We start from the raw sequence: 23361 nt of genomic DNA on the forward strand, positions 1-23361 counted from the left end.
CGGCTATCATTCGGCTTTCCCGCAGCCTGTCTTTCCATGACCAAATTCGTTTTCGTTACCGGCGGTGTCGTGTCCTCATTGGGCAAAGGCATCGCCGCCGCATCGCTCGGGGCCATTCTGGAATCCCGCGGCATCAAGGTTACCCACCTCAAGCTTGACCCCTACATCAACGTCGACCCCGGCACGATGAGCCCCTTTCAGCACGGAGAGGTTTTCGTCACCGAGGACGGCGCCGAGACCGATCTCGATCTGGGGCATTACGAGCGCTTCACCAGCGCCAAGATGACCAAGCGCAACAACTTCACCACCGGCCAGATCTACGACACCGTGATCAAGAAGGAACGCCGCGGTGAATACCTCGGCAAGACGGTGCAGGTCATTCCGCACATTACCGACGAGATCAAGATCAAGATCAAGGCCGGCGCCGAAGGTGCCGACGTGGCGATTGTCGAAGTCGGCGGCACGGTCGGCGACATCGAGTCGCTGCCTTTCCTCGAAGCCATCCGCCAAATGGGCATCCAGGAAGGCCGCAACAACGTCTGCTACATGCATCTGACGCTGTTGCCCTACATCCCGACCGCCGGCGAGCTGAAGACCAAGCCGACCCAGCATTCGGTCAAGGAACTGCGTGAAATCGGTATCCAGCCGGACATCCTGCTCTGCCGCGCCGATCGCTCGATTCCGGTCGAGGAACGCCGCAAGATTGCGCTGTTCTGTAACGTCATGCCGGAAGCCGTCATCGAATGTCTCGATGCCGATTCGATCTACAAGATCCCGGCCATGCTGCACGAGCAGATGCTCGACGAAATCGTCTGCCACAAGCTGAACATCCTGGCCAAGGCAGCCGATTTGTCGATCTGGAACAAGTTGATCGATGCGCTCGAGCACCCCAAGAACACGGTCAAGATCGCCTTTGTCGGCAAGTATGTCGATCTCACCGAGTCCTACAAGTCGCTGATCGAGGCCATCAAGCACGCAGGGATTCATACCCGCTGCCAGGTCGATATCATCTATCTCGATTCGGAAGATATCGAGAAGACCGGCTGTGGCGTGCTCAAGGGTATCGATGCCATTCTGGTGCCGGGTGGTTTCGGCCGGCGCGGTACCGAGGGCAAGATTGCCGCGATCCGCTATGCCCGCGAGAACAAGGTGCCCTATCTCGGCATCTGTCTCGGCATGCAGTTGGCCGTCGTCGAGTTCGCCCGTGACGTGGCCGGCATGGAAGGCGCACATTCCACCGAGTTCGTGCAGGACACGCCGTATCCGGTGATCGGTCTGATTACCGAGTGGCTGGACGCGTCCGGCAAGATTGAAAAGCGCAGCGAGGATTCCGATATCGGCGGCACCATGCGCCTCGGCGCCCAGGTCTGCAAACTGGCCGAAGGTTCGCTGGCCCGGGAAATCTACGGCGCCGCCGAGATCACCGAGCGTCACCGTCACCGCTACGAAGTCAACAACACGCTGCTCGCCCAACTTGAAGAGAAGGGTCTGAAGGTCGCCGGCCGCGCGCCGGGCACCGATCTGTGTGAAATGGTCGAATTGCCGGCCGACGTGCATCCGTGGTTTGTCGGTTGCCAGTTCCACCCGGAATTTACCTCCAACCCGCGTCAAGGCCACCCCCTCTTTACGTCTTACGTCAAGGCGGCACTGGCTAATCAACAGGCAAAAGGCAAATGAAACTCTGTGGTTTCGAGGCTGGTCTTGACCAGCCTTTTTTCCTTATCGCCGGCCCGTGTACGGCCGAATCCGAGCAACTGTGCCTTGACGTCGCCGGCCATATGAAGGAAGTCTGCGCCCGACTCGGCATAAATTACATTTTCAAGGCCTCCTACGACAAGGCTAACCGCAGCTCCGGCAAGTCGGTGCGTGGTCTCGGTATCGATGAAGGCCTGCGCATTTTGTCGGAAGTGCAGCGCCAGATCGGCGTGCCGGTATTGACCGACGTCCACGACATCGACCAGATCGCGCCAGTTGCCGCCGTCGTCGATGTGCTGCAGACGCCAGCCTTCCTCTGCCGGCAGACTGATTTCATCCATGCCGTCGCGTCCTGCGGCAAGCCGGTCAATATCAAGAAGGGCCAGTTCCTGGCGCCGGGCGACATGAAGAATGTCGTCGACAAGGCGCGAGAGGTCAATAACGGCGCCGACAACCTCATGGTCTGCGAACGCGGCGCGTCCTTCGGTTACAACAATCTGGTGTCCGACATGCGCAGCCTGGCCATCATGCGCGAAACCGCTTGCCCCGTCGTGTTCGATGCAACGCACAGCGTTCAGTTGCCGGGCGGGCAGGGCACCACCTCGGGCGGTCAGCGCGAGTTCGTGCCGGTGCTGGCCCGTGCCGCGGTCGCCGTCGGCATTTCCGGTCTGTTCATGGAAACCCACCCGTGTCCCGAAAAGGCCTGGTCGGACGGCCCGAACAGTTGGCATCTGGAGCGCATGGAAAGCCTGTTGGCGACCCTGGTCGCCCTCGACAAGGCGGTGAAGGCTGGTGGCTTCGAGGAATTGAAGTGAGTGTCAAAGGCTACCTGATTGCCGAAGCCAAGGTCCATGATGCAGCGGCCTATGAGCAGTACAAGCCGCTGTCCCTGGCGGCGGTCGAGCAATATGGTGGTCGCTTCATCGTTCGTGGCGGGGCCTCCGATGTGCTCGAAGGCCAGTGGTCGCCACCGCAACGGATGGTGATCGTCGAGTTCGACTCGGTCGACCAGGCGAAATCGTTTTATCACTGCGCCGAATATCAGGCAGCTCGCAAAACCCGCGAAAACGCTGCCGAAATGAATATGCTGGTTATTTCCGGTGTTGAGAGTTTAATTTAAGTTGTATTTATAACCTTCTGAAAACAAGGAAGATATATGAGCTCTATCGTTGATGTTGTTGCTCGCGAGATTCTGGACTCCCGTGGCAACCCTACCGTTGAAGCCGATGTGCTGCTGGAAAGCGGTGTCATGGGCCGGGCAGCGGTTCCTTCTGGCGCTTCGACCGGTTCGCGCGAAGCCATTGAACTGCGTGACGGCGATGCCGCCCGCTATCTCGGCAAGGGCGTGCTGCAGGCAGTCGAGAACATCAACACGGAAATCTCCGAAGCCATCATCGGCCTCGATGCCCAGGAACAGGCTTTCATCGATCAGACCCTGATCGACCTCGACGGCACCGACAACAAGTCGCGTCTCGGCGCCAACGCCATCCTCGCCGTCTCGATGGCCGTCGCCAAGGCCGCCGCCGAAGAATCCGGCCTGCCGCTCTATCGCTACTTCGGTGGCATGAGCCCGATGCAGATGCCGGTGCCGATGATGAACATCATCAACGGCGGCGAGCATGCCAACAACAGCCTGGACATCCAGGAGTTCATGGTGATGCCGGTCGGCGCCGCCAATATTCGTGAAGCCATCCGTTGCGGCGCCGAGATCTTCCATGCGCTGAAGAAGCTGCTCAACAAGAAGGGCCACTCGACCGCCGTCGGTGACGAAGGCGGCTTCGCCCCGAACCTGGGCAGCCATGCCGAAGCCCTGCAGATCATCATGCAGGCGATCGAGACCGCCGGTTACGTGCCGGGGCAGGACGTGCTGCTCGCGCTCGACTGCGCCGCTTCCGAGTTTTACAAGGACGGCAAGTACCACCTGGCTGGCGAAGGTCTGCAATTGACCTCGGCCCAGTTCGTCGATTACCTGGCCAACCTGGCCGACCAATTCCCGATCGTCTCGATCGAGGATGGCATGTCCGAAGCCGACTGGGAAGGCTGGAAGCTGCTCACCGACCGCCTGGGCAAAACGGTACAGATCGTCGGCGACGATGTCTTCGTGACCAACACCAAGATCTTCAAGGAAGGCATCAAGCAGGGCATCGGCAATTCGATCCTGATCAAGATCAACCAGATCGGTACCTTGTCCGAGACCTTCGCCGCCGTCGAAATGGCCAAGCGCGCCGGTTACACCGCGGTGATCTCGCATCGCTCGGGCGAAACCGAAGACAGCACCATTGCCGACATCGCCGTCGGCCTGAATGCCGGCCAGATCAAGACCGGTTCGCTGTCCCGTTCCGACCGCATCGCCAAGTACAACCAACTGATCCGCATCGAGGAAGATCTCGGCGATACCGCTTCCTACCCGGGCCGCGAAACCTTCTACAATCTGCGCTAACTTTTGATGCGCTGGCTGACGGTCGGCCTCCTCGCAACCATCGGCCTGCTCCAGTATCCCCTCTGGGTGGGCAAGGGCGGCTGGCTGAAGGTATGGGAGTACGACCGTCAATTGCAGCAACAGAAGGAAGTGACCAAGAAGTTGGAAATCAGGAATGCGGGCCTCGATGCCGAAGTCCGCGACCTGAAACAGGGTTACGATGCCATTGAGGAACGTGCCCGTTTTGAATTGGGCATGGTCCGGCAGGACGAAACTTTCGTGCAGATCCCGGAAAAGGTTCCGGGAAAATAAGCGAAATAAAGACGTCGGCCGCTGTAGTCATCGGCAATTGCCTCCGCTAGAATCGTTCTCAGCAGTCCCCCACGCAGAGCGCTTCAGGAGAACAACATGCTGCTCAAGGTTGGTGAGAAAGCCCCGACGTTTGCGTTGCCGGATGCCGATATGGAGACTGTCAATCTGGCAAACTTTCAGGGGAAGAGGCATATCGTGCTCTTCTTCTACCCGAAGGACGGGACGCCCTGGTGTACCAAGGAAGCGACTGATTTTTCGGATCACGAGGAAGATTTCCATGAGCAGGATTGCGTCCTGTTCGGAATCAGTCGCGACGACTGTCTAAAACATGCAGAGTTTCGCGACAAGGAAGGCATCGGGCTGGACTTGTTGTCGGATGCCGAGGGTACCGTCTGCAAGCAGTACGGCGTCTGGCAGGCCAAAGAGGTGGATGGCCACAAGAAATACGGCATCGTCCGCTCCACCTTCATCATCGATCGCACCGGCCATATCCGCCATGCGCTCTACAACGTCAATTACAAGGGCCATGCACTGGATGTGCTACGCCTAGTCAAGGAAATGAATTCATGAACATGCAGGTTGCCAAAGATAACGTCATCACCCTCGATTACCACGTTACCGATCCTGATGGCGAGGTCGTCGACGAAGGGCGCGAACCGCTCGTCTACCTGCATGGCGGTTACGATGACATTTTTCCGCTGATCGAAGAAGCCCTGCAGGGCAAGAAAGTCGGCGAATCGATCAAGGTCAAGCTGCAGCCGGACGAAGCCTTTGGCGACTACGACGCCGAGATGGTCCAGATCGAACCGCGCAAGGATTTTCCCAAGGAATTGCAGGTCGGCATGCAGTTCGAAGGTGGTCCGGAAGATGGCGGCGATGACGATTTCGTCATCTACCGCGTGACCGACATCGCCGACGACAAGGTCGTGCTCGACGGCAATCATCCGCTGGCCGGTATGGCCCTGGTCTTCACCTGTACGGTGACTTCGATTCGCCCGGCCAGCCCGGAAGAGATTGAACACGGCCACGTGCACAACCCGGACGACGACGGCGAAACCTGCCATTAAACCGGCCTAAGGCCCGCCCGGTGCGGGTTTCCGCAAGCGACTCCAATGCCCGTTTCGACGGGCATTGTTTTTTTCGAGCCGGAATTTATCGAGTACTGTACAAATATACAGGTATCGGATAATCTACGTCTTACAGCACTCGAATCCGGGTCTGCCTGTTGATTTCAACCGATTCCTGTTTGGGGAGTATCCGAAATGAAGCGTCTTCAGAAATGGTTTGATCAGATTGCCGGCATGTCGTCAGACGAAATAGCCCGTCTGGCGCGAGCCCGGGAAATTTTCGACACCCCGGGCGTCGACGTGGCCAGCCTGAAGAAGCCGGCCTGCTGGCGGCGCAAGGCCCGGATTCAGATTTCCGGCGTTTGAATCAGTCGTAGTACCGTTCGATCATCCGCATGGAAATCGAGTAGGTATGGGCGATCTGTTCGTCGCTGTAGCGATGATCGCTGGCGACCGGACAGGTAATGCGGGCGACACAGGTGGCTTTGCAGCGGGAGGTCGGCGTCTTGCGGTAGGCGATGCATTTCTGCAGATCGAAACCGCCATTCAGAGCCCCGGCCGGGCAAGCCGCCAGGCAGGGTTGGTCAAGGCAGGCGGTGCACGGGGAGGTGGTGACCTGCGGCGGCGTCGGTACAAAATCGCTGTCGGTCAGGACAACCACGCGGTAGGCGTACCAACTGCCCCAGGTTTCGTTGATACCGACCATGAAGGGCGAGGCATGATGCCATCCGGCGAGTTTGCCCAGCGCCTGCAGACCGACCGAAGTTTCGGCCGGATAGACGATGGCGTGGCGAAGGCCGCCCAGCCAGCGTTCGGTGATCGCAATGCTGAACTGGTCGATCGGATGTTCGGCGGCAACTCCTGCCGCCTTCATCGCGGTCCACATCGCTTTGCCGCCATGGCCGATCAGAATTAACTGACGGTAGCGCTGCTCGGTGTCGAAGCGCTGGCGGATGTCCGCCTTCATTTTGGCGGGCAGCGTGTCGATGTTGAAAATCGCCTGCAGGTTGAGGCCGGCCTCGTTGAGTAGTGTGAAGTCTGGGGTGTTCATGGCGTGACGAGTTGCTCGATGGCTTGCGCAATCTGCGCGGCATCGCTTGGCCGGACCATGCGGGCGATCTCCTCGCCCTGCCGAAGGAAAATCAGCGTCGGCCAAAGCTTGACACGGAACGAGCGGCCCAAGGGCTGCCCCGGTCCATCCTCGATCTTGAGGTGGCTGAGTTGCGGAAACGCGGCCAGGGCCTTGGCCAGCAAGGGTTGCGCGGCTTGGCAATGGCCACACCAGGGGGCGCCAAACTCGATCAGCACGGGTTCTTGCAGGGCGTTGATCTCGTCGCGGGTGGGCGCGATTGCGGCATAGCTTTCGTTCATCGGCAGTTCCTCAATACCCGCGGCGTGGCCAGGGATGCGTTGCGAAGTGAAAAAGCTCGGGGTTGTCGGTGTCGATGGTGCCCCGTGTCCAGCCCATCAGCGGGTAGCCGAAGGTTTCCACTCGCGTGAAATTGGCCAGCGGCTTGCCTTGGCCGTCACGCAACGGATGATCGATACGGCTCATGTGGCTGTCCCCATGTACGACAACAACCTGGCCGCTGAAATTCATCGTTTCGCGCTGCATGTTTTCCACAAAGCTCCGGTAGCCGCGATGGGCCAGCCCTTGGGAGAAATGCTGGAAACCAGGATTGGCTTGGAAAAGGACCACGATGCCGGCCAGGTGGTTGCGGCGGGCCAGAGCGAAGCTGTCGGCCAGCCAGTCCTGTACGACGGGATTGCGGGCCAGGAATTCGGCACTGGCTTCGCCGACCATGCCGAAGTTGTTATTGCCGCCCGGCAGGTTGAGCGTCACGAACAGCACCGGCCCCAAACGGAAACGGGCATGTTCGACATAGCTGCCGGGCTGGCGTTGCAGCGGCAGTTTCCGCATGCCCAGCGAAAAGCCGTCCGGCCAGAACAGGCGGCGCAGTTTGCCGAGTCGTTCCAGCGGGTCATAGGCGCCGTTCGAGAGGCGGGCGCAGTCGCTCCATTCGTTGTCGCCGGGCACGAAAATGAAGGGCACCCGACTGTTGTCGAACAGCCGGTGGCGATCCTCGAACAGGCTGTCGTCGCAGCGCGCCGAACCATGCTTGAAATCGCCTACGTGGGCGATAAACTCGACCTGGCTGTCGGCGATCACCGAAAGCATCAGGGGCAGTTCGGCCCGTTCGCGATCGGAATAGGGCACGTCGCCGATCAGCCCGAAATGCCAGGTTTCGGCCCCGGCCAGCAGCGACCAGCCGAGCAGCAGCGCGGCCAGCCAGGGTCTCACTTGAGCAGGCCCTTCAGGGCATAGAGGGCATCGAGTGCTTCGCGCGGCGTCAGGCTGTCGGGGTCGAGGGCGGCCAGTCGGTCCACCACCGGATGGCTTTCCGGTTCGGCCGGCTCGGGGTCGCCCTGGGCGAAGAGGTCGGGTTGCAGCGGATCGACCGCCGCCCGCTGCTCGAATTCGCGCAACTGCTTGCGGGCGGCGCGCACGACGGCGCCCGGTATGCCGGCCAGCGCAGCAACCTGGATCCCGTAGCTCTGATTGGCCGGGCCTTCCTCGACGGCGTGCAGGAAGACGATGCGGTCGTTGTGCTCGACGGCATCGAGGTGCACGTTGGCCAGTTCCGTGTATTCGTGGGAGAGCCGGGTCAGTTCGAAATAGTGCGTGGCGAACAGCGTCAGGCAGCGGTTCTTCTCTATCAGGTGGCGCAGGATGGCGAAAGCCAGCGCCATGCCGTCGAAGGTCGAAGTGCCACGCCCGATTTCGTCCATCAGCACCAGGCTGTTGGCGGTCGCGTGGTGCAGGATGGCGGCGGCTTCGGTCATCTCGACCATGAAGGTCGAACGGCCGGAAGCTAAGTCGTCGGAAGCGCCGATCCGGGTGAAGATGCGGTCCATCGGGCCGAGCACGACGCGGTCGGCCGGCACGTAGCAGCCGATGTGGGCGAGTAGGGCGATCAGCGCCGTCTGCCGCATGTAGGTCGATTTACCGCCCATGTTGGGGCCGGTGATGAGCAGCAGGCGACGGTTGTCGGCGAGCAGGCAGTCATTGGCGATGAAGGTCTCGGCGCTGTTGGCCATTTCCCCTTCGACCACTGGGTGACGGCCGCCGGTGATGGCGAGGCCGATCTCGGTCGTGAATTCCGGCTTGCTCCAGTTGCGCTTCAAGGCGGTGTCGGCGAAGCCTGCCAGCAGGTCGAGTTGGGCGATAGCGCGGGCGATGGCCTGCAGGGTCGGCACGTCCGGCAGCAGGTCGTCGAGGATGACCTCGTAGAGCATCTTTTCGCGGGCCAGCGAACGCTCCTGAGCGGACAGCGCCTTGTCCTCGAAGGCCTTGAGTTCCGGCGTGATGTAGCGCTCGGCGTTCTTCAGCGTCTGACGGCGGCGGTAGTCGTCGGGAATCTTGTCGACATTGGCGTGGGTGACCTCGATATAGAAGCCATGCACCTTGTTGTATTCGACCTTGAGGCTGGCGATGCCGCTGCGTTCGCGTTCGCGGACTTCCATGTCGACCAGGTAGGCGCCGCAGTTGTCGTTCAGTGAGCGCAGTTCGTCGAGCTCGACGTCGTAGCCCAGGGCGATGGCGCCGCCGTCGCGAATCTGGGCGGCGGGTTCGGCGGCAATCGAACGGACCAGCAGGTCGAGGGTGGCTGCCGGCGTTTGCAGATCGGATTCCAGCTGGCCGAGCAGCGGCGAAACGTTGCCGGCCAGCGGGGCGCGCAGGGCACCGAGGCGGGCCAGCGATTCGCGCAGGCTGGCCAGGTCGCGCGGCCGGGCGTTGCGCAGGGCGATGCGACCGGCGATGCGCTCGATGTCGGCGATGCCCTTGAGTTCGCGGCGCACTTCGCCGGCCATCCGGCCGTAGTCTTCGAGCAGGGCTTCGACGGCGCCGTGGCGAGCGGCGGGAATGCCACGTTCGCGCAGCGGATGGTGCAGGGTATGGCGCAAAAGGCGCGAACCCATGCTGGTCACGCAGTTGTCGAGCAGCGAGAACAGGGTCGGTGTCGGCTGGCCGCGCAGGGTTTCAGTCAGTTCCAGATTGCGCCGGGTGGCGAGGTCGAGACCCAGGTAGGCGCCTTCGAGTTCGACGGTCAGCGCCCGCAAGTGCGGCAGGCTACCGCTCTGTGTCGCCTGGGCGTACTGCAGCAGGGCACCGGCGGCGGCGATCGCCGGGCGCAGGCCTTCGGCCCCGAAGCCGGCCAGCGAGGCGACCTTGAACTGGTCGCAGAGCAGGCGCTTGGCCGAGTCGAATTCGAAATACCAGTCGGGCTGGCGGGTGCGCGCCGTCTCCAGCGGGAAGTTGGGCTCCCAGCTTTCCGGGTAGAGGATTTCGGCCGGGCGGATGCGTTCCAGCGTCGCGGCGATCTGCTCGCTCGGCACTTCGGTCAGGATGAACTCGCCGCTCGCCAGATTCAGGCGGGCGAAGCCGGCCGTGTTGCGGGTCGTGGTCAGGGCGAGCAGCCAGATGTCCTGCTTGTCGTCGATCAGCGCCGCATCGGTCAGCGTGCCGGGGGTCACGATGCGCGCCACGGCGCGCTCGACCGGCCCCTTGCTGGTCGCCGGATCGCCGATCTGCTCGCAGATGACCACCGATTCGCCGAGCTTGACCAGGCGGGCGAGATAGGGCTCCAGCGAATGGAAGGGGATGCCGGCCATCTTGATCGGCACCCCCGCCGACTGGCCGCGCGTGGTCAGCGTGATGTCAAGCAGGCGCGCTGCCTTTTCCGCATCCTCGTAGAAAACCTCGTAGAAATCGCCCATCCGGTAGAAGAGCAGGGTGTTCTGATGATTGGCTTTCAGCCCGAGATACTGGCGCATCATCGGGGTGTGCTTGGAGAGGTCGGGCGTCGGGGTGGCCATTGATTCAGTGTTTTAGGTGGAGCGGCGAGGGGCGCAATTGTCCCATCAACGGGGAGTAGCTGCCACTGGCGGGTTCAGGGGACGAGCAGTTCGATCAGTTGCGGCCCGCCGTCGGCGATGGCATGGCGCAGGGCGGTACGAAACGCGTCGTTGTCGTCGGCCCGGGCATAGCCGAGGCCGAAGGTCAGGGCCGCGTGTTCGAAGCTGATTTGCTGCGGCGTGCGCCAGCCCGGCTCGAATTCCGGCAGGGCGGCCTGGGGCAGGAGGTCGAAAATGCCGCCGCCACCGTTATTGACCGTGACGATGATTGCATCGCGCCCAGCAGCGAGCGCCAGGCCGCCGAGGTCGTGCTGGGTGGTCAGGTCGCCGAGCAGGGCGACGATCCGGCCATGGACGGCGGCGATTCCGAGGGCGGTCGAGATGTTGCCGTCGATGCCGCTGGCGCCTCGGTTGCCATGGAAGTGCAAGGTCTTTCCCCCGTGCCCGGAGTAGGAGTCGAGCTGGCGGATGGCCAGCGAGTTGCCGATGAAGAGCGGCGTGTCGGCTGCGACTTCGTCGATCAGGACGGCGATGTGCCCGGCATCGATAGCGGCCGGAACGGTTTGTTCCCGATCGGCGAAGGCGGCTCGCCAGCCGGCTGGTGTTGGCGCCGGTGCCGCCGCCAGCAGCGCCTGACAGACGGCGAGCGGCGCGGCGCGCAGCAGGTGGGTCAGGCGGTGGGTCGGGTCGGTCCACCGCGGCCAGGGCTCGACCAGAGCATGGGTGGCCGTAGCACTGGCGACGTAATCCTGGAGATGGCGGGTTACCGGAAAGGCGCCGAAGCGCAGCACCCATTGCGGGTGGTGGCTGGCGGCGAATGGGCGGTCGGCCAGCCAGCGGTTGTAGCGGACGCACAGTCGGGTGCGGTCATGCGGCCCGAAACGCATATTGGACAGCGGTTCGGCCAGGATTGGGCAGTCGAGGTGTTCCGCTAGCGCGGCGAGGGCGTCGGCAAAGCCGGATTCCGGGGGCTGTTCGCCGCAGACGATGATCCCAGGGCGCCCGGCAATGGCTGCGCTCAGTTCGGCTATGACCTCCGGCGCGGGGTGCAGGGCAGGAGGCGCCCAGCGAATACTTCCCGGCGGCTGGATGGCCGGGATGTCGCCACTCGGCACCAGTGGTTCGCGGAAAGGCTGGTTGACATGCACCGGCCCCGGATACGGCCAGACGGTCTGCTCATAAATCCGCGCCGCCAGGCGGTGCAGGTAGTCCGGGTCGAAGGCCGCCTCGGGCGTGCCGAGATCGTGGCAGGCCCGGACATGCGAGCCGAACAGCCCGACCTGGTTGATCGTCTGGTTGGCGCCGCAGCCCTGCAGTTCGGGGGGGCGGTCGGCGGAGATCAGGATCAGCGGGACGCCCGCCTGGCTGGCCTCGATCACCGCCGGTAGCCAGTTGGCCAGGGCGGTGCCGGAGGTGGCGAGGACGAGGACCGGCTGCCGGCTGGCCTTGGCGATGCCGAGGGCGAAAAACGCCGCACAGCGCTCATCGACCGCTACCGTACACTCCAGGCCGGTCTGGCGCAGCATGGCCAGGGCGAGCGGCGTCGACCGCGAGCCCGGCGAGATGATGGCGTGCGTCGCGCCGGCGGCAACCAAACCGGTGACCAGGGTTTGCGACCAGAGAAGGTTCAGTGTGCCGGTATCGATCATCGTTTCAGCAAGAAGGCCGGAAACGCCCGATTGTAGCGGTAATGAAGCGGGCGGAAAGCCGTTGGCGTGCTATTATCCGGCCCGTTCTCTGCTGTCCGGCTAATACCGGGCGGCCCAACGCGGAGTGGTAGTTCAGTTGGTTAGAATACCGGCCTGTCACGCCGGGGGTCGCGGGTTCGAGTCCCGTCCACTCCGCCAGTTCAAGAAACCCGATGAAAATCCCGGCGATTTCCATCGGGTTTTTGTTTTTCGCCAGCTGTGATTCTGAAGACGCAAGAACCGTGGGCCAGAAAGGCACTTTCGAGGTATTCTGAGCGCTGGCGGCTCATGCCATTTGACAGGGTTATTTCCGAATGAGCGACAACGGCAATTTGACACTTCTGTTCGTCGATGACGAACCGAGCATCCTTTCGGCTTTGCGCCGACTGTTCCGGCCCCACGGCTACCGGATACTGGTTGCCGAAAGCGGCGCCGCCGGACTGGAAATTCTCGAAAATGAAGCGGTCGATCTGGTGATTTCCGACATGCGCATGCCGGAAATGGATGGCGCGACTTTTCTCAAGAACGTCCGCAAGCGCTGGCCGCAAGTGATGCGCATCCTGCTCACCGGCTATGCCGACATCACGTCGACGGTGGCGGCGATCAACGAAGGCGAGATCTACCGCTACATTTCCAAGCCCTGGGACGACAACGAAATCGTTCTCGTAGTCGGCGAAGCCCTGGAGCGGCGCCGGCTGGAACAGGAAAATCGCCGCCTCAGCGAATTGACGCAACGCCAGAACGAAGAACTCAAGGAGCTCAACACTGGTCTGGAGCAGAAGGTCAATGAGCGGACCGCCGAAGTGCGAGCGGCCCTGAGCGAACTGAAAAAAACCTTTCTCGCCACCGTCCAGGTCTTTGCCGGCATGGTCGAGTTGCGTTCGGGGCAGGTCGGCAAGCAGCTTTCCGGTCACGGCCGGCGGGTCGCCGAGCATGCCCGGGTTCTGGCTCATCGTCTGGGCTTGAGCGATAGCGAAGTGCAAACCGTGATGCTGGCCGGCCTGCTCCACGACGTCGGCAAGATCGGCCTGCCGGATGGCCTGCTCGACAAGCCGTTCAATACCTTGAACCCGGATCATCGCGCCCAGGTCATGAAACATCCCGTCGTCGGCCAGAACATCCTGATGTCGGTCGAGAAGCTCCGCGATTGCGCCTTGCTCGTCCGCCATCACCACGAACTTTACGACGGCAGCGGCTTTCCCGATCATCTTTCCGGCATGGCCATTCCGCTGGGCAGTCGCATCCTGTCCGTGGCCAATGATTACGATGCGTTGCAGATCGGGACGCTGGTCCAGCGTCCGCTGCGCCCGGACGAGGCAGTGACCTACCTGATCGACAATCGTGGCCGGCGCTACGATCCGCAGGTGGTCGACAGCTTCATCCAACTCTTGGCCGAGTCCGGCAAAAAGAATGTCACCGAACTGCCGATGCGGGCGCTGCAACTGCGTCCGGGCATGGTCCTGGCGCGCGAACTGAATCACCGCGATGGCTATCTGTTGCTTGCCCGCGGCAATGTGCTGACGCCGGAAATCATCAGTCAGCTGGTCAAGCTGGAAACGGCCGAGCAGCAGCCTTACACGCTGTACATACGGCAGGAGGAATCATGAGTCGCGTCATGCTGGTCGACGATGAGGAGTCCATCCTCAGCGCACTGAAACGCTTGTTGCGGGTTGCTCCTTGCGCCATCGCCAACAAGTCGTTCACGCTTGAAGTCGAGACTTTCTCGTCGCCGGCAGCCGCCCTGGAACGGGCGCACCATGAGGCATTCGACCTCTTTGTCAGCGATTACCGGATGCCGGAAATGGATGGCGTCGAGTTCCTCAAGGGCGTCAAGGAGTTGCAGCCCGACGCTGCGCGCCTGATCCTTTCCGGTTATGCCGATCTCAACGCCCTGGTGCGGGCGGTCAATGAAGTCGGTATCGATCGTTTCATCGGCAAGCCGTGGAACGACTACGAGCTGATGTCGGCCATCGCCCAGTCGCTGGCCCATCGCGACCTGATGCTGGAAAACCGGCAGCTGGCCAATCTGGTCCGCATGGAGATGGGCGAGAAGACGCCGGAAGCGATCGAGGCCGAGCGCCTCGAGGCCCTGGAACCCGGCATCACCCAGGTCAACTGGGGCCGGACGGCTCGGTACTGCTTGATCCCGACTGGATGAAGAAACCCTAGGATGCCGGAAAGCGAGAGCGGGCGACTTTCCTTCAAACTGGTCTATTACGGACCGGCGCAGAGTGGCAAGACGACCAACCTGCTCCGCCTGCATGACCTGCTTTCGCCGGAACTGAAAGGCGAAATGATGACGTTGGAAACGCAGGACGATCGCACGCTGTTTTTCGATCTCTTGCCGCTGGGCTTTCGCGCGCCGTCCGGCCTGCTGATCAAATTCCGTCTCTTCACCGTGCCCGGTCAGGTTGCCCATGACGGTACGCGCAAGGCGGTTCTGTCGCGGGCCGATGGCGTGGTTTTCGTGGCCGATTCGGATCGGGCGCAGGAGACCAATAATGCGGAATCCTTTCAGACCCTGGCCGAGAATTGCTCGCGGGTCGGGCTCGATTTCGAGCGTCTGCCGCTGGTTGTTCAGTTCAACAAGCGCGATCTGCCGACTGCCGTGCCTGAGGCGGAAATTCGTGACCGCTGGTCGGCGGCACCGTGGCCGCTGGTCTTCGCTTCGGCCTTGCATGGCCAGGGGGTCGAGGCTAGTTTCGAAGCCTTGCTCCGCGCGACCTATCGCCGCCATGCCGAAGATTGCGAACTGGCCAGTCGGCACGGCGTCGATGAGGCGGCGTTCGTGGGTGGCGGGCTGGGGAAAACCTTAACCCTATGAACGAAACCTTTGACCGCGAATGGCGGATCGAGGAATTGCTCGATCCCGCCACCCTGCAACGCATTGGGCCGGCCTTGACGGCGCTGCTCGGCGGCGATGCCGCGATTGTCGATGCCCGGGGCAGCGTCCTCTGGGGAGCGCTGACCAATGACGCACGGCGCGAACCGGTCAAGCTGGAACTGGAAGCCGTCGGCCATCTGGCCAGTGCCAACGCTGCCCAAGCGCAACTGGCGGCGGCGCGCTGCCTGCTGGAACATCTGCTGCGCACGCAGATCCGTTACAAGATGGCGTCCAATCTGCACCTCGAAGTAGTCGCTGCGGATTTCGATCGCCTGCGCCTCGAACATGCCCGCCTGCAGGAGTCCGAGGCTCGTTACAAGGCCCTGTCGGCCGAACTGGAGGCACGGGTCAAGGTCCAGGTCGCACAACTGGAAGAGCGCCAGCAAATGCTCTACGAGGCAGAAAAGCTGGCTTCGGTCGGCCAGCTGGCCGCCGGGGTGGCGCACGAGGTCAACAATCCGCTTGGTTTCGTGCGTAGCAACCTGAGTTCCTTTCAGGTCTATCTGAGCAAGTTTGCGCAGTTGCGCGACCGGCTGGCCGAGGGCGAAACGGCCTGGAAGGCACTCGACCTCGATTTCCTGCTTGAAGATGGCAACGATCTGCTGGCCGAAACCCTCAAGGGGGTCGATCGCATTGCGAAAATCGTCAGTGAGCTGAAGAGCTTTTCCAATGTCGATCGCGCCAGTGAGGAATTTGCCGACCTCAACACCTGCCTGAAACACGCCGCCAGCGTCATTGAAGGTCAGCTGCCGGCCGGCGTCAGCCTGCGCTTCAATTTGTTGCCGCTCCCCGGCCTGATTTGCCTGCCGGGGCATATCAACCAGATGCTTCTCAACCTGCTTCGCAACGCCGGTCAAGCGATTGTCGATGCCGGGCGCTCCGGCGAAATACTGGTCACCAGCGAAGCGGACGAGGCGGGCATCACGATCAGCATTCATGACGATGGGGTCGGCATGACCGCCGAGCAGCAGGCGCGGGCCTTCGAACCCTTCTTTACGACCCGGCCGGTTGGTTCGGGAGCCGGCCTCGGGCTGTCCACGGCCCGCAACATCGTTCTGGCGCACAGCGGCCGTATCGCGCTGGATAGCCGACCGAATGTGGGGACGACCGTGACGCTCTTCTTTCCCGTACCGAAATGACTGATTACTCGTCGCTTTTCACCGGAAAAACGGCCGCCCCGCAGGCGCCCGCCACCCACCTGACCCCGCCGCGCTACCGCCTGCTGTTCGTCGATGACGAGCCCGGCATCCTGAAGGCGCTGATCCGCGTCTTTCGCCAGGAGAACTACGAAGTGGTGACCGCGGCCAATGGCGCCGAGGGGCTCGAACGGCTGGCCGAAGCGACGACGCATCTGGTGATCAGCGATTTCATGATGCCGGTGATGACCGGTGCCGAATTCCTGCGCGAAGTGAAGCAGCGTTCGCCGGACACCATCCGCATCATGTTGACCGGCCAGGCCAACACCGATGCGGTGATGGGGGCGATCAACGAGGGGGCGGTCTACAAGTTCATTCTCAAGCCGTGGAACGATGACGACCTGCGGGTCACCGTCGCCCTGGCCCTGGAACAGTCCGACCTGATCGCCCGCAATCGGCTGTTGAAGACCGAGAATGCCCAGAAGAACAAGGAAATCTCGGCGCTCTCCAAGCTGGCCGCGACCCATCGTAGTCGCCTGGGTATCATGCTGCACAAGAAGGGCGCGCTGTCGTCGGCCCAGTTGCAGGAACTCTCGATGCTGCAGGAGCGCCGCAAGGAGCCGATGATCAGTCTGCTGCTCGAGAAGGACTGGGTGCCAGAGCGCCGGATCCGCGAAATTCTCAAGGCCGACCTCCTTATCGACGAGGTTCAGCTGCCGGAATTCCGTATCGATAGCGTGCTCGCCGACCTGATTCCACACAGTTTTTGCCAGCGCCAACTGGTCGTGCCGCTCAAACTCGACGGCAAACGCCTGTTGCTGGCCATGGCCGACCCGCTCGACGAAGGCCTGATTGACGAAGTGCGCTTCACGGCGGGGCTCGACATCAAGGTGGTGAGTGCCGATGTTGCGGCCATCCGCAAGAAGATCGACGAGCTTTACGGTGGCAACGGAGCGGTCGATTTCAAGGAGCTGGAAACCCTGGTGGGCGGTCCTGACCCCTACGAAGGGATCGAAATCGTCATCGAGGAGGAGGATGCGGCAGCGCTTGAAGACCTGCTGCGCGACACCGAAGCGCCGCCGGCCATTCGACTGGCCAATGCGATCATCCTCGAGGCGATCCGGCTCGGTGCCTCGGACATTCATATCCAGCCGCGGACCAAGAGCGTTATCGTGCGCTACCGCATCGACGGTGTGCTTGCCGACAAAATCCACATTCCGCATCACCTACACCAGTCGCTTGTTTCGCGCCTGAAAATCATGTCCGAGCTCGACATCTCCGAGCGCCGCCGGCCTCAGGATGGACGGATTACCGTCAAGACACCGATGCGGATGGTCGACCTGCGCATTTCGACGCTGCCGACTATCAACGGCGAAAAAGTGGTGATGCGCATCCTGGATCGCAATTCTACGGTGCACAGCCTGGATAATCTTGGCTTCCCGGCCGGCGACCTGGGGCGGATTCGCGACATGGTGGCCAAGCCGCAAGGGATCATCCTTGCTACCGGACCGACCGGCAGCGGCAAGACGACGACCCTGTACTCGCTGCTCCAGCACGACGCGACACCGGACAAGAACTACGTCACCATCGAAGATCCGGTCGAGTACTACCTCGACATGGCCGGCCAGGTGCTGGTCCGCGAAAAGATCGGCCTGACCTTTCCAGCGATCCTGCGTGCCTTGCTGCGTCAGGATCCGGACGTCATTCTGCTCGGCGAGATCCGCGATTTCGAGACCGCCGAGGTCGCCTTCCACGCAGCGCTGACCGGCCATCTGGTCTACTCGACGCTGCACACCAACTCCGCGGTGGCCACCATCGCCCGCCTGTTCGATCTCGGCCTCAAGCCCTTTGTTGTCGCCACTGCCCTCGAAGGGATCATCGCCCAGCGCCTGGTTCGTCGGATTTGCCCGGCCTGCCGGGAGACGGTCGCGGCATCCCCGGATATGTGCCGTCGACTGGGGCCGCAGTTCGATTCATCGCTTGCCGTCTTTCGCGGCAAGGGCTGCCCGGAATGCCATGGCAGCGGCTACAAGGGGCGGGTCGGGGTCTATGAAGTGCTGACTTTCGACGACGAGTTGCGCGACCGCATCGGCAGCGGGGACAGTGTTCTCGAAATTCGTCGGCTGGTCGCCGCCAAGGGGATCGGCGGCATTGCCAGTCACGCGGCAGAACTGGTTGCCGCCGGGCAGACCACCCTGGAAGAAATATTGCGGGTTCTCGGGCCGCAGTCAGGGGCGTAGTCAGGAAGGCTGTTGTGGTTACCCGTGAGACGCGAGGAGCAGTCCAGCCTTCGCAGCCCGCCGCCCCTAGGGTATAACCCGGTTCCCTAGTTAGCCCCCTGGTCTTAAGCTAAAGACAAGGTAAAAACAATAATCAGGGTTGGCTTATGGATCGGAAAGACAAAGTTCAAGCGGGGGGCACGAGTTGCAACCTTGATTATCTTCTGATCAATTTGGGCCGTAATGAGGAAGCGGCGAAGCGTCTGGTTCATCTGTTCCTCGACAACTATCCGAATCTGATCGGGCGGCTCGACGAGTCGCTCGCCAACCGCGATATACCGACACTGCAACGTGTCGTGCATGACATCCGGGGAAGTTGCGTCCTGTTTTCAGCCCGTGATTGCCTCGACCAGACGCACCGAATCGAGAACATGTTGCGCGATGCCTTGGTCCTTAAAGAGGAGGGCGGTAAGGGCATCGACTGGGAAAACGAGTTGGTCGCTCTGCGCGAATCGCTGGCTCGGATGGTGAATGAACTCAAACACTATCTGGGCGACGGCACCGCATCCGCCTGAATACCTGAGGCAAAGTGGGTGTCAGGTCACAACGCCCGACTGGATGGCATAGCGGGTCAAGGCAGTCACATCGTGCACCGCCAGTCTTTCCATCAGCCTGGCCCGATGAAATTCCACAGTTTTCGGGCTGATCCCCAGGTCTCGGGCAATTTCCTTGGTAGTCATTCCGGAAGCGACGAGCCGCAGAATCTGGGTTTGCCGGGCGGTCAACCCGGCGGTATTGCCGGACCTGCCGTCGAGGTTGCGTTGAGCCCGCAGTTCCTGAATTTTCGGTGAAAGAAATATTTGGCCCGCCAGGACAGCATCAAGTGCATGGCGCAAATCATCGAGCACGAAGTCCTTGAGCAGGTAGCCGTCGACGCCGGCCGCCAGTGCCTGGTCGATAACCTCCTGACGGTCGATACTGGAGAGGATCAGGATCCTGATCTGTCGGTCGACTTGACGGATGGCCTGGCTGACCTCGATGCCATTCAGGCCGGGCATGGCGATATCGAGGAGGGCGATGTCCGGCTTCAGGCGACGGATTTCGACAACGGCTTGCAGACCATCGGCGCACTCGGCATCAATCTGATAGTCGGGCAGGGCTTCCAACAGGGCGCGAATGCCAGCTCGGACCAGCAACTGGTCATCGGCGAGAACAATGCGTGTTTTTTTCATACCAGTTGAAAGCATATGCCTGGCTGATTCAATTGTCTCGATCTGATTTGGCCTTGTCATGAATTTATGCTGTCGATATCGCCAAAGGTCCGATCATCACTCGGCGCGGAGTTGTCGCGTTTCGCCTTGCTTCAACATCCAGACCCGGTCTCTGGCCAGTTGCCGTTGTTGCAGCGCGACCGCCAGATCTCGTGGGGCCTGATCGAAACTGTCCTGTGCCAGCTCAAATGTCCCCCAGTGGACACCCAGTGCCTGGCCGGCTTCGAGATCGAGAACAATCTTGACCGCGTCGTCCGGATCGATGTGCTGGGGGGACATAAAATCACGGGGCAGGTAAGCGCCGACCGGTAGGGCGAGAAAATCAATTGCCCCCAGACGCTGCCGGATTTCCTTGAAATCGGCCGAATAACCGGTGTCGCCGGTGTACAGGAAGCGCCAGCTGGGCTGGGTCTGTCGCTCGATGGCAAACCCCCCCCACAGCGTGGCGTTGGTGTCGAAGGGGGAGCGCTTGCTCCAGTGCTGGGCCGGTGTGAAATGAATTTTCAGCTTGCCTGCGATCCGGTTGTCCCACCAGTCCATTTCGCTGACATTGGTGATGCCCAGATCGTCGAACCAGGCTTTGACACCCAGCGGTACGAGAAAGTGTGGTTTTTGTCCGGCCGCAATCAGCGCTTTAATTGTGTAGCGATCGAGATGGTCGTAGTGGTTGTGGGAGATCAGCACGAGATCGATCGGTGGTAGCTGTTCGGGAAGGATCGGCGCGGGGGTGCGGCGCTTCGCAGATAGCCAGGGGTGCGGACCAGCGAAGTCGGAAAATTGCGGATCTATCAGGATGTTTTGCCCATCTACCTGCAGGAGCAGTGACGCATGACCTAGCCAGGTGATTCGTGGTGAGGCCGCGGGTATCGAAAGCAGGGCGTGGTCGATGGGCGTTGTCCAGTCGGCAATGAATCTTTCGTATCCGTCAGTCGGTGGCCGGGCCGGGCGGAAATCGCCGCGCAGGTTCCGCATCATGATTTCGTACCAGGGCAAAGTACCTATCTGGAGCGATGCGTCGCTATTGGCGAAGCCGGTAGCTCGATGGTGTGCGCGGCTTGGGTTGTAATGGGGATTGGCCGTCGTGCAGGCGGTGATCGCCAGCATGAAGAGGATGCCGATAAGGTTTCTGCTATGTTTCATTTCCGAAAGCCCGGCATCTGCCGAATGGCAGTCGCCAGAGTGGCCGGATCCTCGGCCCCGACGATGACCCGATGCTCATCAAGGATAAAGGTCGGAACCTGGCGGATACCGGTGGCGCGTATGTTGCGTTCATCCTCACGGACAGTATCGGTGTCCGTTTCGGAGGCCAGGTAAGCCGCGACCTCGTCTGTCGCGTAACCGCACTCGGCGGCAAGGCGAGTCAGGGTGGCTGGTTCGCCAATTGCCTCGCCACGCTGGAACTGGGCGACAAACAGGCGCTCGACCAGGGCATCGGCATTGCCGCGCTGTTGCGCCCAGTGGATCAGACGGTGGGCTTGCAGCGTGTTGGCCCGCAGGCGGATTTTCTCGAAGGCGTAGTCGATGCCATAGGCCCGGCCAGCTTCGCGAACGCGCTCGAACAAGGCATCGACTGCCGCCCGGCTGCCGAATTTGTGCTCAAGAAACGGCATGTAGGGCTCTCCCTCGGGCGGGGTGTGCGGATTAAGGAAAAAGGGCCGCCAGCGCGTTTCATGGCGGAAATCCGGGTTTTCCCGTAGCACCATGGCGATTGCCGTTTCAAGGCGGCGTTTGCCGATGAAACACCAAGGACAGACGATGTCGGCAACAATATCGATTTTGAGCATGGGGTCGGTCAAAACGTGGGAACCTTGAGCAGACAAGCTTTCTGCGGGAATGGTTCCAGCGGCGTCAGATGCTGCGTTGCTGTCCGAAGGCGGGCAGCGTGATGTGGTAGCGCATGGCAAGCAGGCGGAGAACAAGCACGATGGCCATCGCCAGCCAACTAGCCAGAACGGAGGAGACGCCAACTTCCTGGAGGCCGATCATGGCCAGGGCGCCGACCCATGCTGCGGTGGCATAGAGTTCGCCCTTGAGGAAAACCAGCGGTACGTCGTTGCACAGAATATCGCGCAAGACTCCGCCGACGATGCCTGTAATGACCCCCATCAGGCTGGCGACCAGCCAGGGGGCATGCCATTGCAGTGAGACCTGGGTGCCGACGATGGTGAAGAGCGCCAGCCCGATGGCGTCGGGAATCAGGAACAAACGCGGCGGCAGGGGCAGTGCACGGGCGATGAAGAAAGTGACGAGCCCGGTGCCGAGGGCGGCGATCAGGTAGGTCTGATCGACTACCCAGAATACATTGCGATCGAGCAGCAGGTCGCGAATGGTGCCGCCGCCGAGCGCGGTGGCGATGCCGACGAGCAAGGCTCCGATCAGGTCCATCTGCTTGCGGCCGGAATCCAGTACACCGGTCAGCGCACTGACCGCGACGGCAGCCATGCCAACCCAGTAGAGCAGGGCGTCCATGCCCGCCCTAGCGCTGACGTTCCTTCATCGCGCGTTGGGCTTCGCGTTTGGAATCCTTTTCCAGCTGGTCGTCACGCTTGTCATGCTGTTTCTTGCCCTTGGCCAGGCCGATTTCGAGCTTGATCCGGCCGCGGGTGAAATGCAGGTCGATCGGCACCAAGGCGTAACCGGCGCGTTCCACCTTGCCGATTAGCTTCATGATCTCCCGGCTGTGCAGCAGCAGCTTGCGGGTCCGGGTTGGGTCGTGCTTGTTGTGCGTCGAGGCGGTGGTTAGCGGCGAAATGTGCATGCCGATCAGGTAGATCTCGCCGCTCTTGATGATGACGTAGGATTCCTTGATGTTCATCCGGCCGGCACGAATGGCCTTGACTTCCCAACCTTCGAGCGCGATGCCGGCCTCGAACTTCTCTTCGACGAAGTAGTCGTGAAAGGCTTTTTTGTTGACCGTGATGCTCATGCCGCGACTGATCCATTAAAATTGTCATTTTACAGGATACCGGAACGTTGCCGACGCATGGCCCAGGTTGAAAAAACAGTACTGATCGAGCAATCCGCCGAGCGCATGTTCGATCTGGTTGACCGTTGCGAGGACTACCCGGCTTTTTTGCCCTGGTGTAGCCATACCGAGGTGAAGTTCCGCGATGCCGCCAAGACCGTGGCGACGCTGCATATCAATTACCATTCCGTCAAATCCGGGTTTACCACCGAGAACGACAAGGAACATCCGAAGCTGATGAAGATCCGTCTGATTGACGGCCCTTTTCGGCATCTGGAAGGCTCTTGGCATTTCAAGGCGCTGGCGCCGAATGCCTGCAAGATCGAGTTCAAGTTGCACTACGAGTTTTCCAGCAAATTGTTCGAAAAAGTTATCGGCCCGGTGTTCAGCCATATTGCGAATACCTTCGTCGATGCCTTTGTACGGCGTGCGGCGCAAGTTTATGGAGTCAGCAATGACTGAAACGATTAAGGTCGAAGTGTGTTACGCGCTGCCAGCCAAGCAGGAACTGGTCAGCGTCAAGCTGCCCGCGGGCGCGACGCTGGCGCAGGCGCTGGAAGCTTCCGGGTTGCTTTTGAAATACCCGGAAATCGACCTCAAGAAGAACAAGTTCGGGGTCTACGCCAAGCTCTCTAAGCCGGATGCCGTATTGCGGGACCGCGACCGTGTCGAGATCTATCGGCCGCTGATCGCCGATCCGAAGGAGGTCCGCAAGCAACGAGCCGCCGAAGGCAAGATCATGAAAAAAGGCGCCGGTGATACCGACGCCTCAGAGGGCTGATTCGCAA

At 61.3% G+C, this 23361-nt stretch carries 26 protein-coding genes and 1 tRNA gene; 17 read left to right on the plus strand and 10 right to left on the minus strand.

What is annotated here, in order from left to right:
* The first annotated feature begins 36 nt into the window (after positions 1–36).
* The 8 genes from NQE15_RS12580 (at position 37) to NQE15_RS12615 (ending at position 5859) form a co-directional block, all read left to right on the plus strand.
* Positions 37–1677 (plus strand): CTP synthase, encoded by a 1641-nt coding sequence (locus tag NQE15_RS12580; protein ID WP_265941785.1) that lies wholly within the window; start codon positions 37–39, stop codon positions 1675–1677.
* The gene (gene kdsA / locus NQE15_RS12585) at positions 1674–2510 is read left to right on the plus strand and encodes a 3-deoxy-8-phosphooctulonate synthase (RefSeq protein WP_265941787.1); all 837 of its coding nucleotides are present in this window, start codon (positions 1674–1676) and stop codon (positions 2508–2510) included. The genes NQE15_RS12580 and kdsA overlap by 4 nt, the downstream gene beginning before the upstream one ends.
* Entirely contained in the window at positions 2507–2815 is a 309-nt protein-coding gene (locus tag NQE15_RS12590; protein ID WP_265941789.1) for a DUF1330 domain-containing protein, read from the plus strand. Before kdsA ends, NQE15_RS12590 begins: the two co-directional genes overlap by 4 nt.
* 36 nt (positions 2816–2851) lie before the next feature.
* Entirely contained in the window at positions 2852–4135 is a 1284-nt protein-coding gene (gene eno, locus NQE15_RS12595) for a phosphopyruvate hydratase (protein ID WP_265941791.1), read from the plus strand.
* A gap of 6 nt (positions 4136–4141) precedes the next feature.
* Positions 4142–4426 carry a cell division protein FtsB gene (gene ftsB, locus NQE15_RS12600; RefSeq protein ID WP_265941793.1) on the plus strand — a complete coding sequence of 95 codons (285 nt, stop codon included), beginning with the start codon at positions 4142–4144 and terminating at the stop codon, positions 4424–4426.
* 99 nt (positions 4427–4525) lie between these two features.
* Positions 4526–4996: a peroxiredoxin gene (locus NQE15_RS12605; RefSeq protein ID WP_265950267.1), complete on the plus strand. Its 471-nt coding sequence runs from the start codon at positions 4526–4528 to the stop codon at positions 4994–4996.
* The gene (locus NQE15_RS12610; protein WP_265941795.1) at positions 4993–5493 is read left to right on the plus strand and encodes an FKBP-type peptidyl-prolyl cis-trans isomerase; all 501 of its coding nucleotides are present in this window, start codon (positions 4993–4995) and stop codon (positions 5491–5493) included. The genes NQE15_RS12605 and NQE15_RS12610 overlap by 4 nt, the downstream gene beginning before the upstream one ends.
* Positions 5494–5688: 195 nt before the next feature.
* Entirely contained in the window at positions 5689–5859 is a 171-nt protein-coding gene (locus NQE15_RS12615) for a hypothetical protein (RefSeq protein ID WP_265941797.1), read from the plus strand.
* A 1-nt stretch (position 5860) separates the two neighbouring features.
* Here NQE15_RS12615 and NQE15_RS12620 read toward each other — a convergent pair whose 3' ends face one another.
* From NQE15_RS12620 to menD, 5 genes are all read right to left on the minus strand, one after another.
* Entirely contained in the window at positions 5861–6544 is a 684-nt protein-coding gene (locus NQE15_RS12620; protein WP_265941799.1) for a hypothetical protein, read from the minus strand.
* The gene (locus NQE15_RS12625) at positions 6541–6864 is read right to left on the minus strand and encodes a thioredoxin family protein (protein WP_265941801.1); all 324 of its coding nucleotides are present in this window, start codon (positions 6862–6864) and stop codon (positions 6541–6543) included. The genes NQE15_RS12620 and NQE15_RS12625 overlap by 4 nt, the downstream gene beginning before the upstream one ends.
* Positions 6865–6874: 10 nt before the next feature.
* Positions 6875–7795 carry a hypothetical protein gene (locus NQE15_RS12630; protein ID WP_265941803.1) on the minus strand — a complete coding sequence of 307 codons (921 nt, stop codon included), beginning with the start codon at positions 7793–7795 and terminating at the stop codon, positions 6875–6877.
* Positions 7792–10371 carry a DNA mismatch repair protein MutS gene (mutS, locus tag NQE15_RS12635; protein WP_265941805.1) on the minus strand — a complete coding sequence of 860 codons (2580 nt, stop codon included), beginning with the start codon at positions 10369–10371 and terminating at the stop codon, positions 7792–7794. Before mutS ends, NQE15_RS12630 begins: the two co-directional genes overlap by 4 nt.
* A 74-nt stretch (positions 10372–10445) precedes the next feature.
* Positions 10446–12059: a 2-succinyl-5-enolpyruvyl-6-hydroxy-3-cyclohexene-1-carboxylic-acid synthase gene (gene menD, locus NQE15_RS12640; protein WP_265941807.1), complete on the minus strand. Its 1614-nt coding sequence runs from the start codon at positions 12057–12059 to the stop codon at positions 10446–10448.
* 121 nt (positions 12060–12180) lie between these two features.
* On the opposite strand from menD, the gene NQE15_RS12645 reads away from it, so the two are divergent.
* From NQE15_RS12645 to NQE15_RS12675, 7 genes are all read left to right on the plus strand, one after another.
* Positions 12181–12257, plus strand: a tRNA-Asp gene (locus NQE15_RS12645).
* Between the two features lie 155 nt (positions 12258–12412).
* The gene (locus tag NQE15_RS12650; protein ID WP_265941809.1) at positions 12413–13705 is read left to right on the plus strand and encodes an HD domain-containing phosphohydrolase; all 1293 of its coding nucleotides are present in this window, start codon (positions 12413–12415) and stop codon (positions 13703–13705) included.
* The gene (locus NQE15_RS12655) at positions 13702–14256 is read left to right on the plus strand and encodes a response regulator (RefSeq protein WP_265941811.1); all 555 of its coding nucleotides are present in this window, start codon (positions 13702–13704) and stop codon (positions 14254–14256) included. The genes NQE15_RS12650 and NQE15_RS12655 overlap by 4 nt, the downstream gene beginning before the upstream one ends.
* Before the next feature lie 12 nt (positions 14257–14268).
* A complete protein-coding gene (locus NQE15_RS12660; RefSeq protein ID WP_265941813.1) occupies positions 14269–14922 on the plus strand; it encodes a GTP-binding protein in 654 nt (217 codons plus the stop codon).
* Positions 14919–16121, plus strand: coding sequence for a sensor histidine kinase (locus NQE15_RS12665; RefSeq protein WP_265941815.1), 1203 nt, complete (start codon positions 14919–14921; stop codon positions 16119–16121). Before NQE15_RS12660 ends, NQE15_RS12665 begins: the two co-directional genes overlap by 4 nt.
* Positions 16118–18358: an ATPase, T2SS/T4P/T4SS family gene (locus tag NQE15_RS12670; RefSeq protein WP_265941817.1), complete on the plus strand. Its 2241-nt coding sequence runs from the start codon at positions 16118–16120 to the stop codon at positions 18356–18358. Before NQE15_RS12665 ends, NQE15_RS12670 begins: the two co-directional genes overlap by 4 nt.
* Positions 18359–18504: 146 nt before the next feature.
* Positions 18505–18912, plus strand: coding sequence for an Hpt domain-containing protein (locus NQE15_RS12675; RefSeq protein WP_265941819.1), 408 nt, complete (start codon positions 18505–18507; stop codon positions 18910–18912).
* Positions 18913–18933: 21 nt separating this feature from the next.
* Here the strand turns inward: NQE15_RS12675 and NQE15_RS12680 are convergent, their stop codons facing one another.
* The 5 genes from NQE15_RS12680 to smpB form a co-directional block, all read right to left on the minus strand.
* Positions 18934–19569 (minus strand): response regulator, encoded by a 636-nt coding sequence (locus NQE15_RS12680; protein WP_265941821.1) that lies wholly within the window; start codon positions 19567–19569, stop codon positions 18934–18936.
* 96 nt (positions 19570–19665) lie between these two features.
* Positions 19666–20712, minus strand: a complete 1047-nt coding sequence (locus NQE15_RS12685) for an MBL fold metallo-hydrolase (RefSeq protein ID WP_265941823.1) — start codon at positions 20710–20712, stop codon at positions 19666–19668.
* A gap of 32 nt (positions 20713–20744) precedes the next feature.
* Positions 20745–21392 (minus strand): DsbA family oxidoreductase, encoded by a 648-nt coding sequence (locus NQE15_RS12690; RefSeq protein WP_265941825.1) that lies wholly within the window; start codon positions 21390–21392, stop codon positions 20745–20747.
* A 64-nt stretch (positions 21393–21456) separates the two neighbouring features.
* Complete coding sequence (locus tag NQE15_RS12695) at positions 21457–22077, minus strand: trimeric intracellular cation channel family protein (protein ID WP_265941827.1); 621 nt, start codon at positions 22075–22077, stop codon at positions 21457–21459.
* A 7-nt stretch (positions 22078–22084) separates the two neighbouring features.
* Positions 22085–22534, minus strand: a complete 450-nt coding sequence (smpB, locus tag NQE15_RS12700; protein ID WP_265941828.1) for an SsrA-binding protein SmpB — start codon at positions 22532–22534, stop codon at positions 22085–22087.
* Between the two features lie 57 nt (positions 22535–22591).
* Here smpB and NQE15_RS12705 point away from each other — a divergent pair, with 57 nt between their 5' ends.
* Together NQE15_RS12705 and NQE15_RS12710 are read left to right on the plus strand one after the other, a co-directional pair.
* Entirely contained in the window at positions 22592–23035 is a 444-nt protein-coding gene (locus tag NQE15_RS12705; protein WP_265950268.1) for a type II toxin-antitoxin system RatA family toxin, read from the plus strand.
* The gene (locus NQE15_RS12710) at positions 23028–23354 is read left to right on the plus strand and encodes an RnfH family protein (RefSeq protein ID WP_265941830.1); all 327 of its coding nucleotides are present in this window, start codon (positions 23028–23030) and stop codon (positions 23352–23354) included. Before NQE15_RS12705 ends, NQE15_RS12710 begins: the two co-directional genes overlap by 8 nt.
* The last annotated feature ends 7 nt before the right edge of the window (positions 23355–23361 follow it).

It is taken from the genome of Dechloromonas sp. A34 (assembly GCF_026261605.1).
Taxonomy (GTDB): Bacteria; Pseudomonadota; Gammaproteobacteria; order Burkholderiales; family Rhodocyclaceae; genus Azonexus.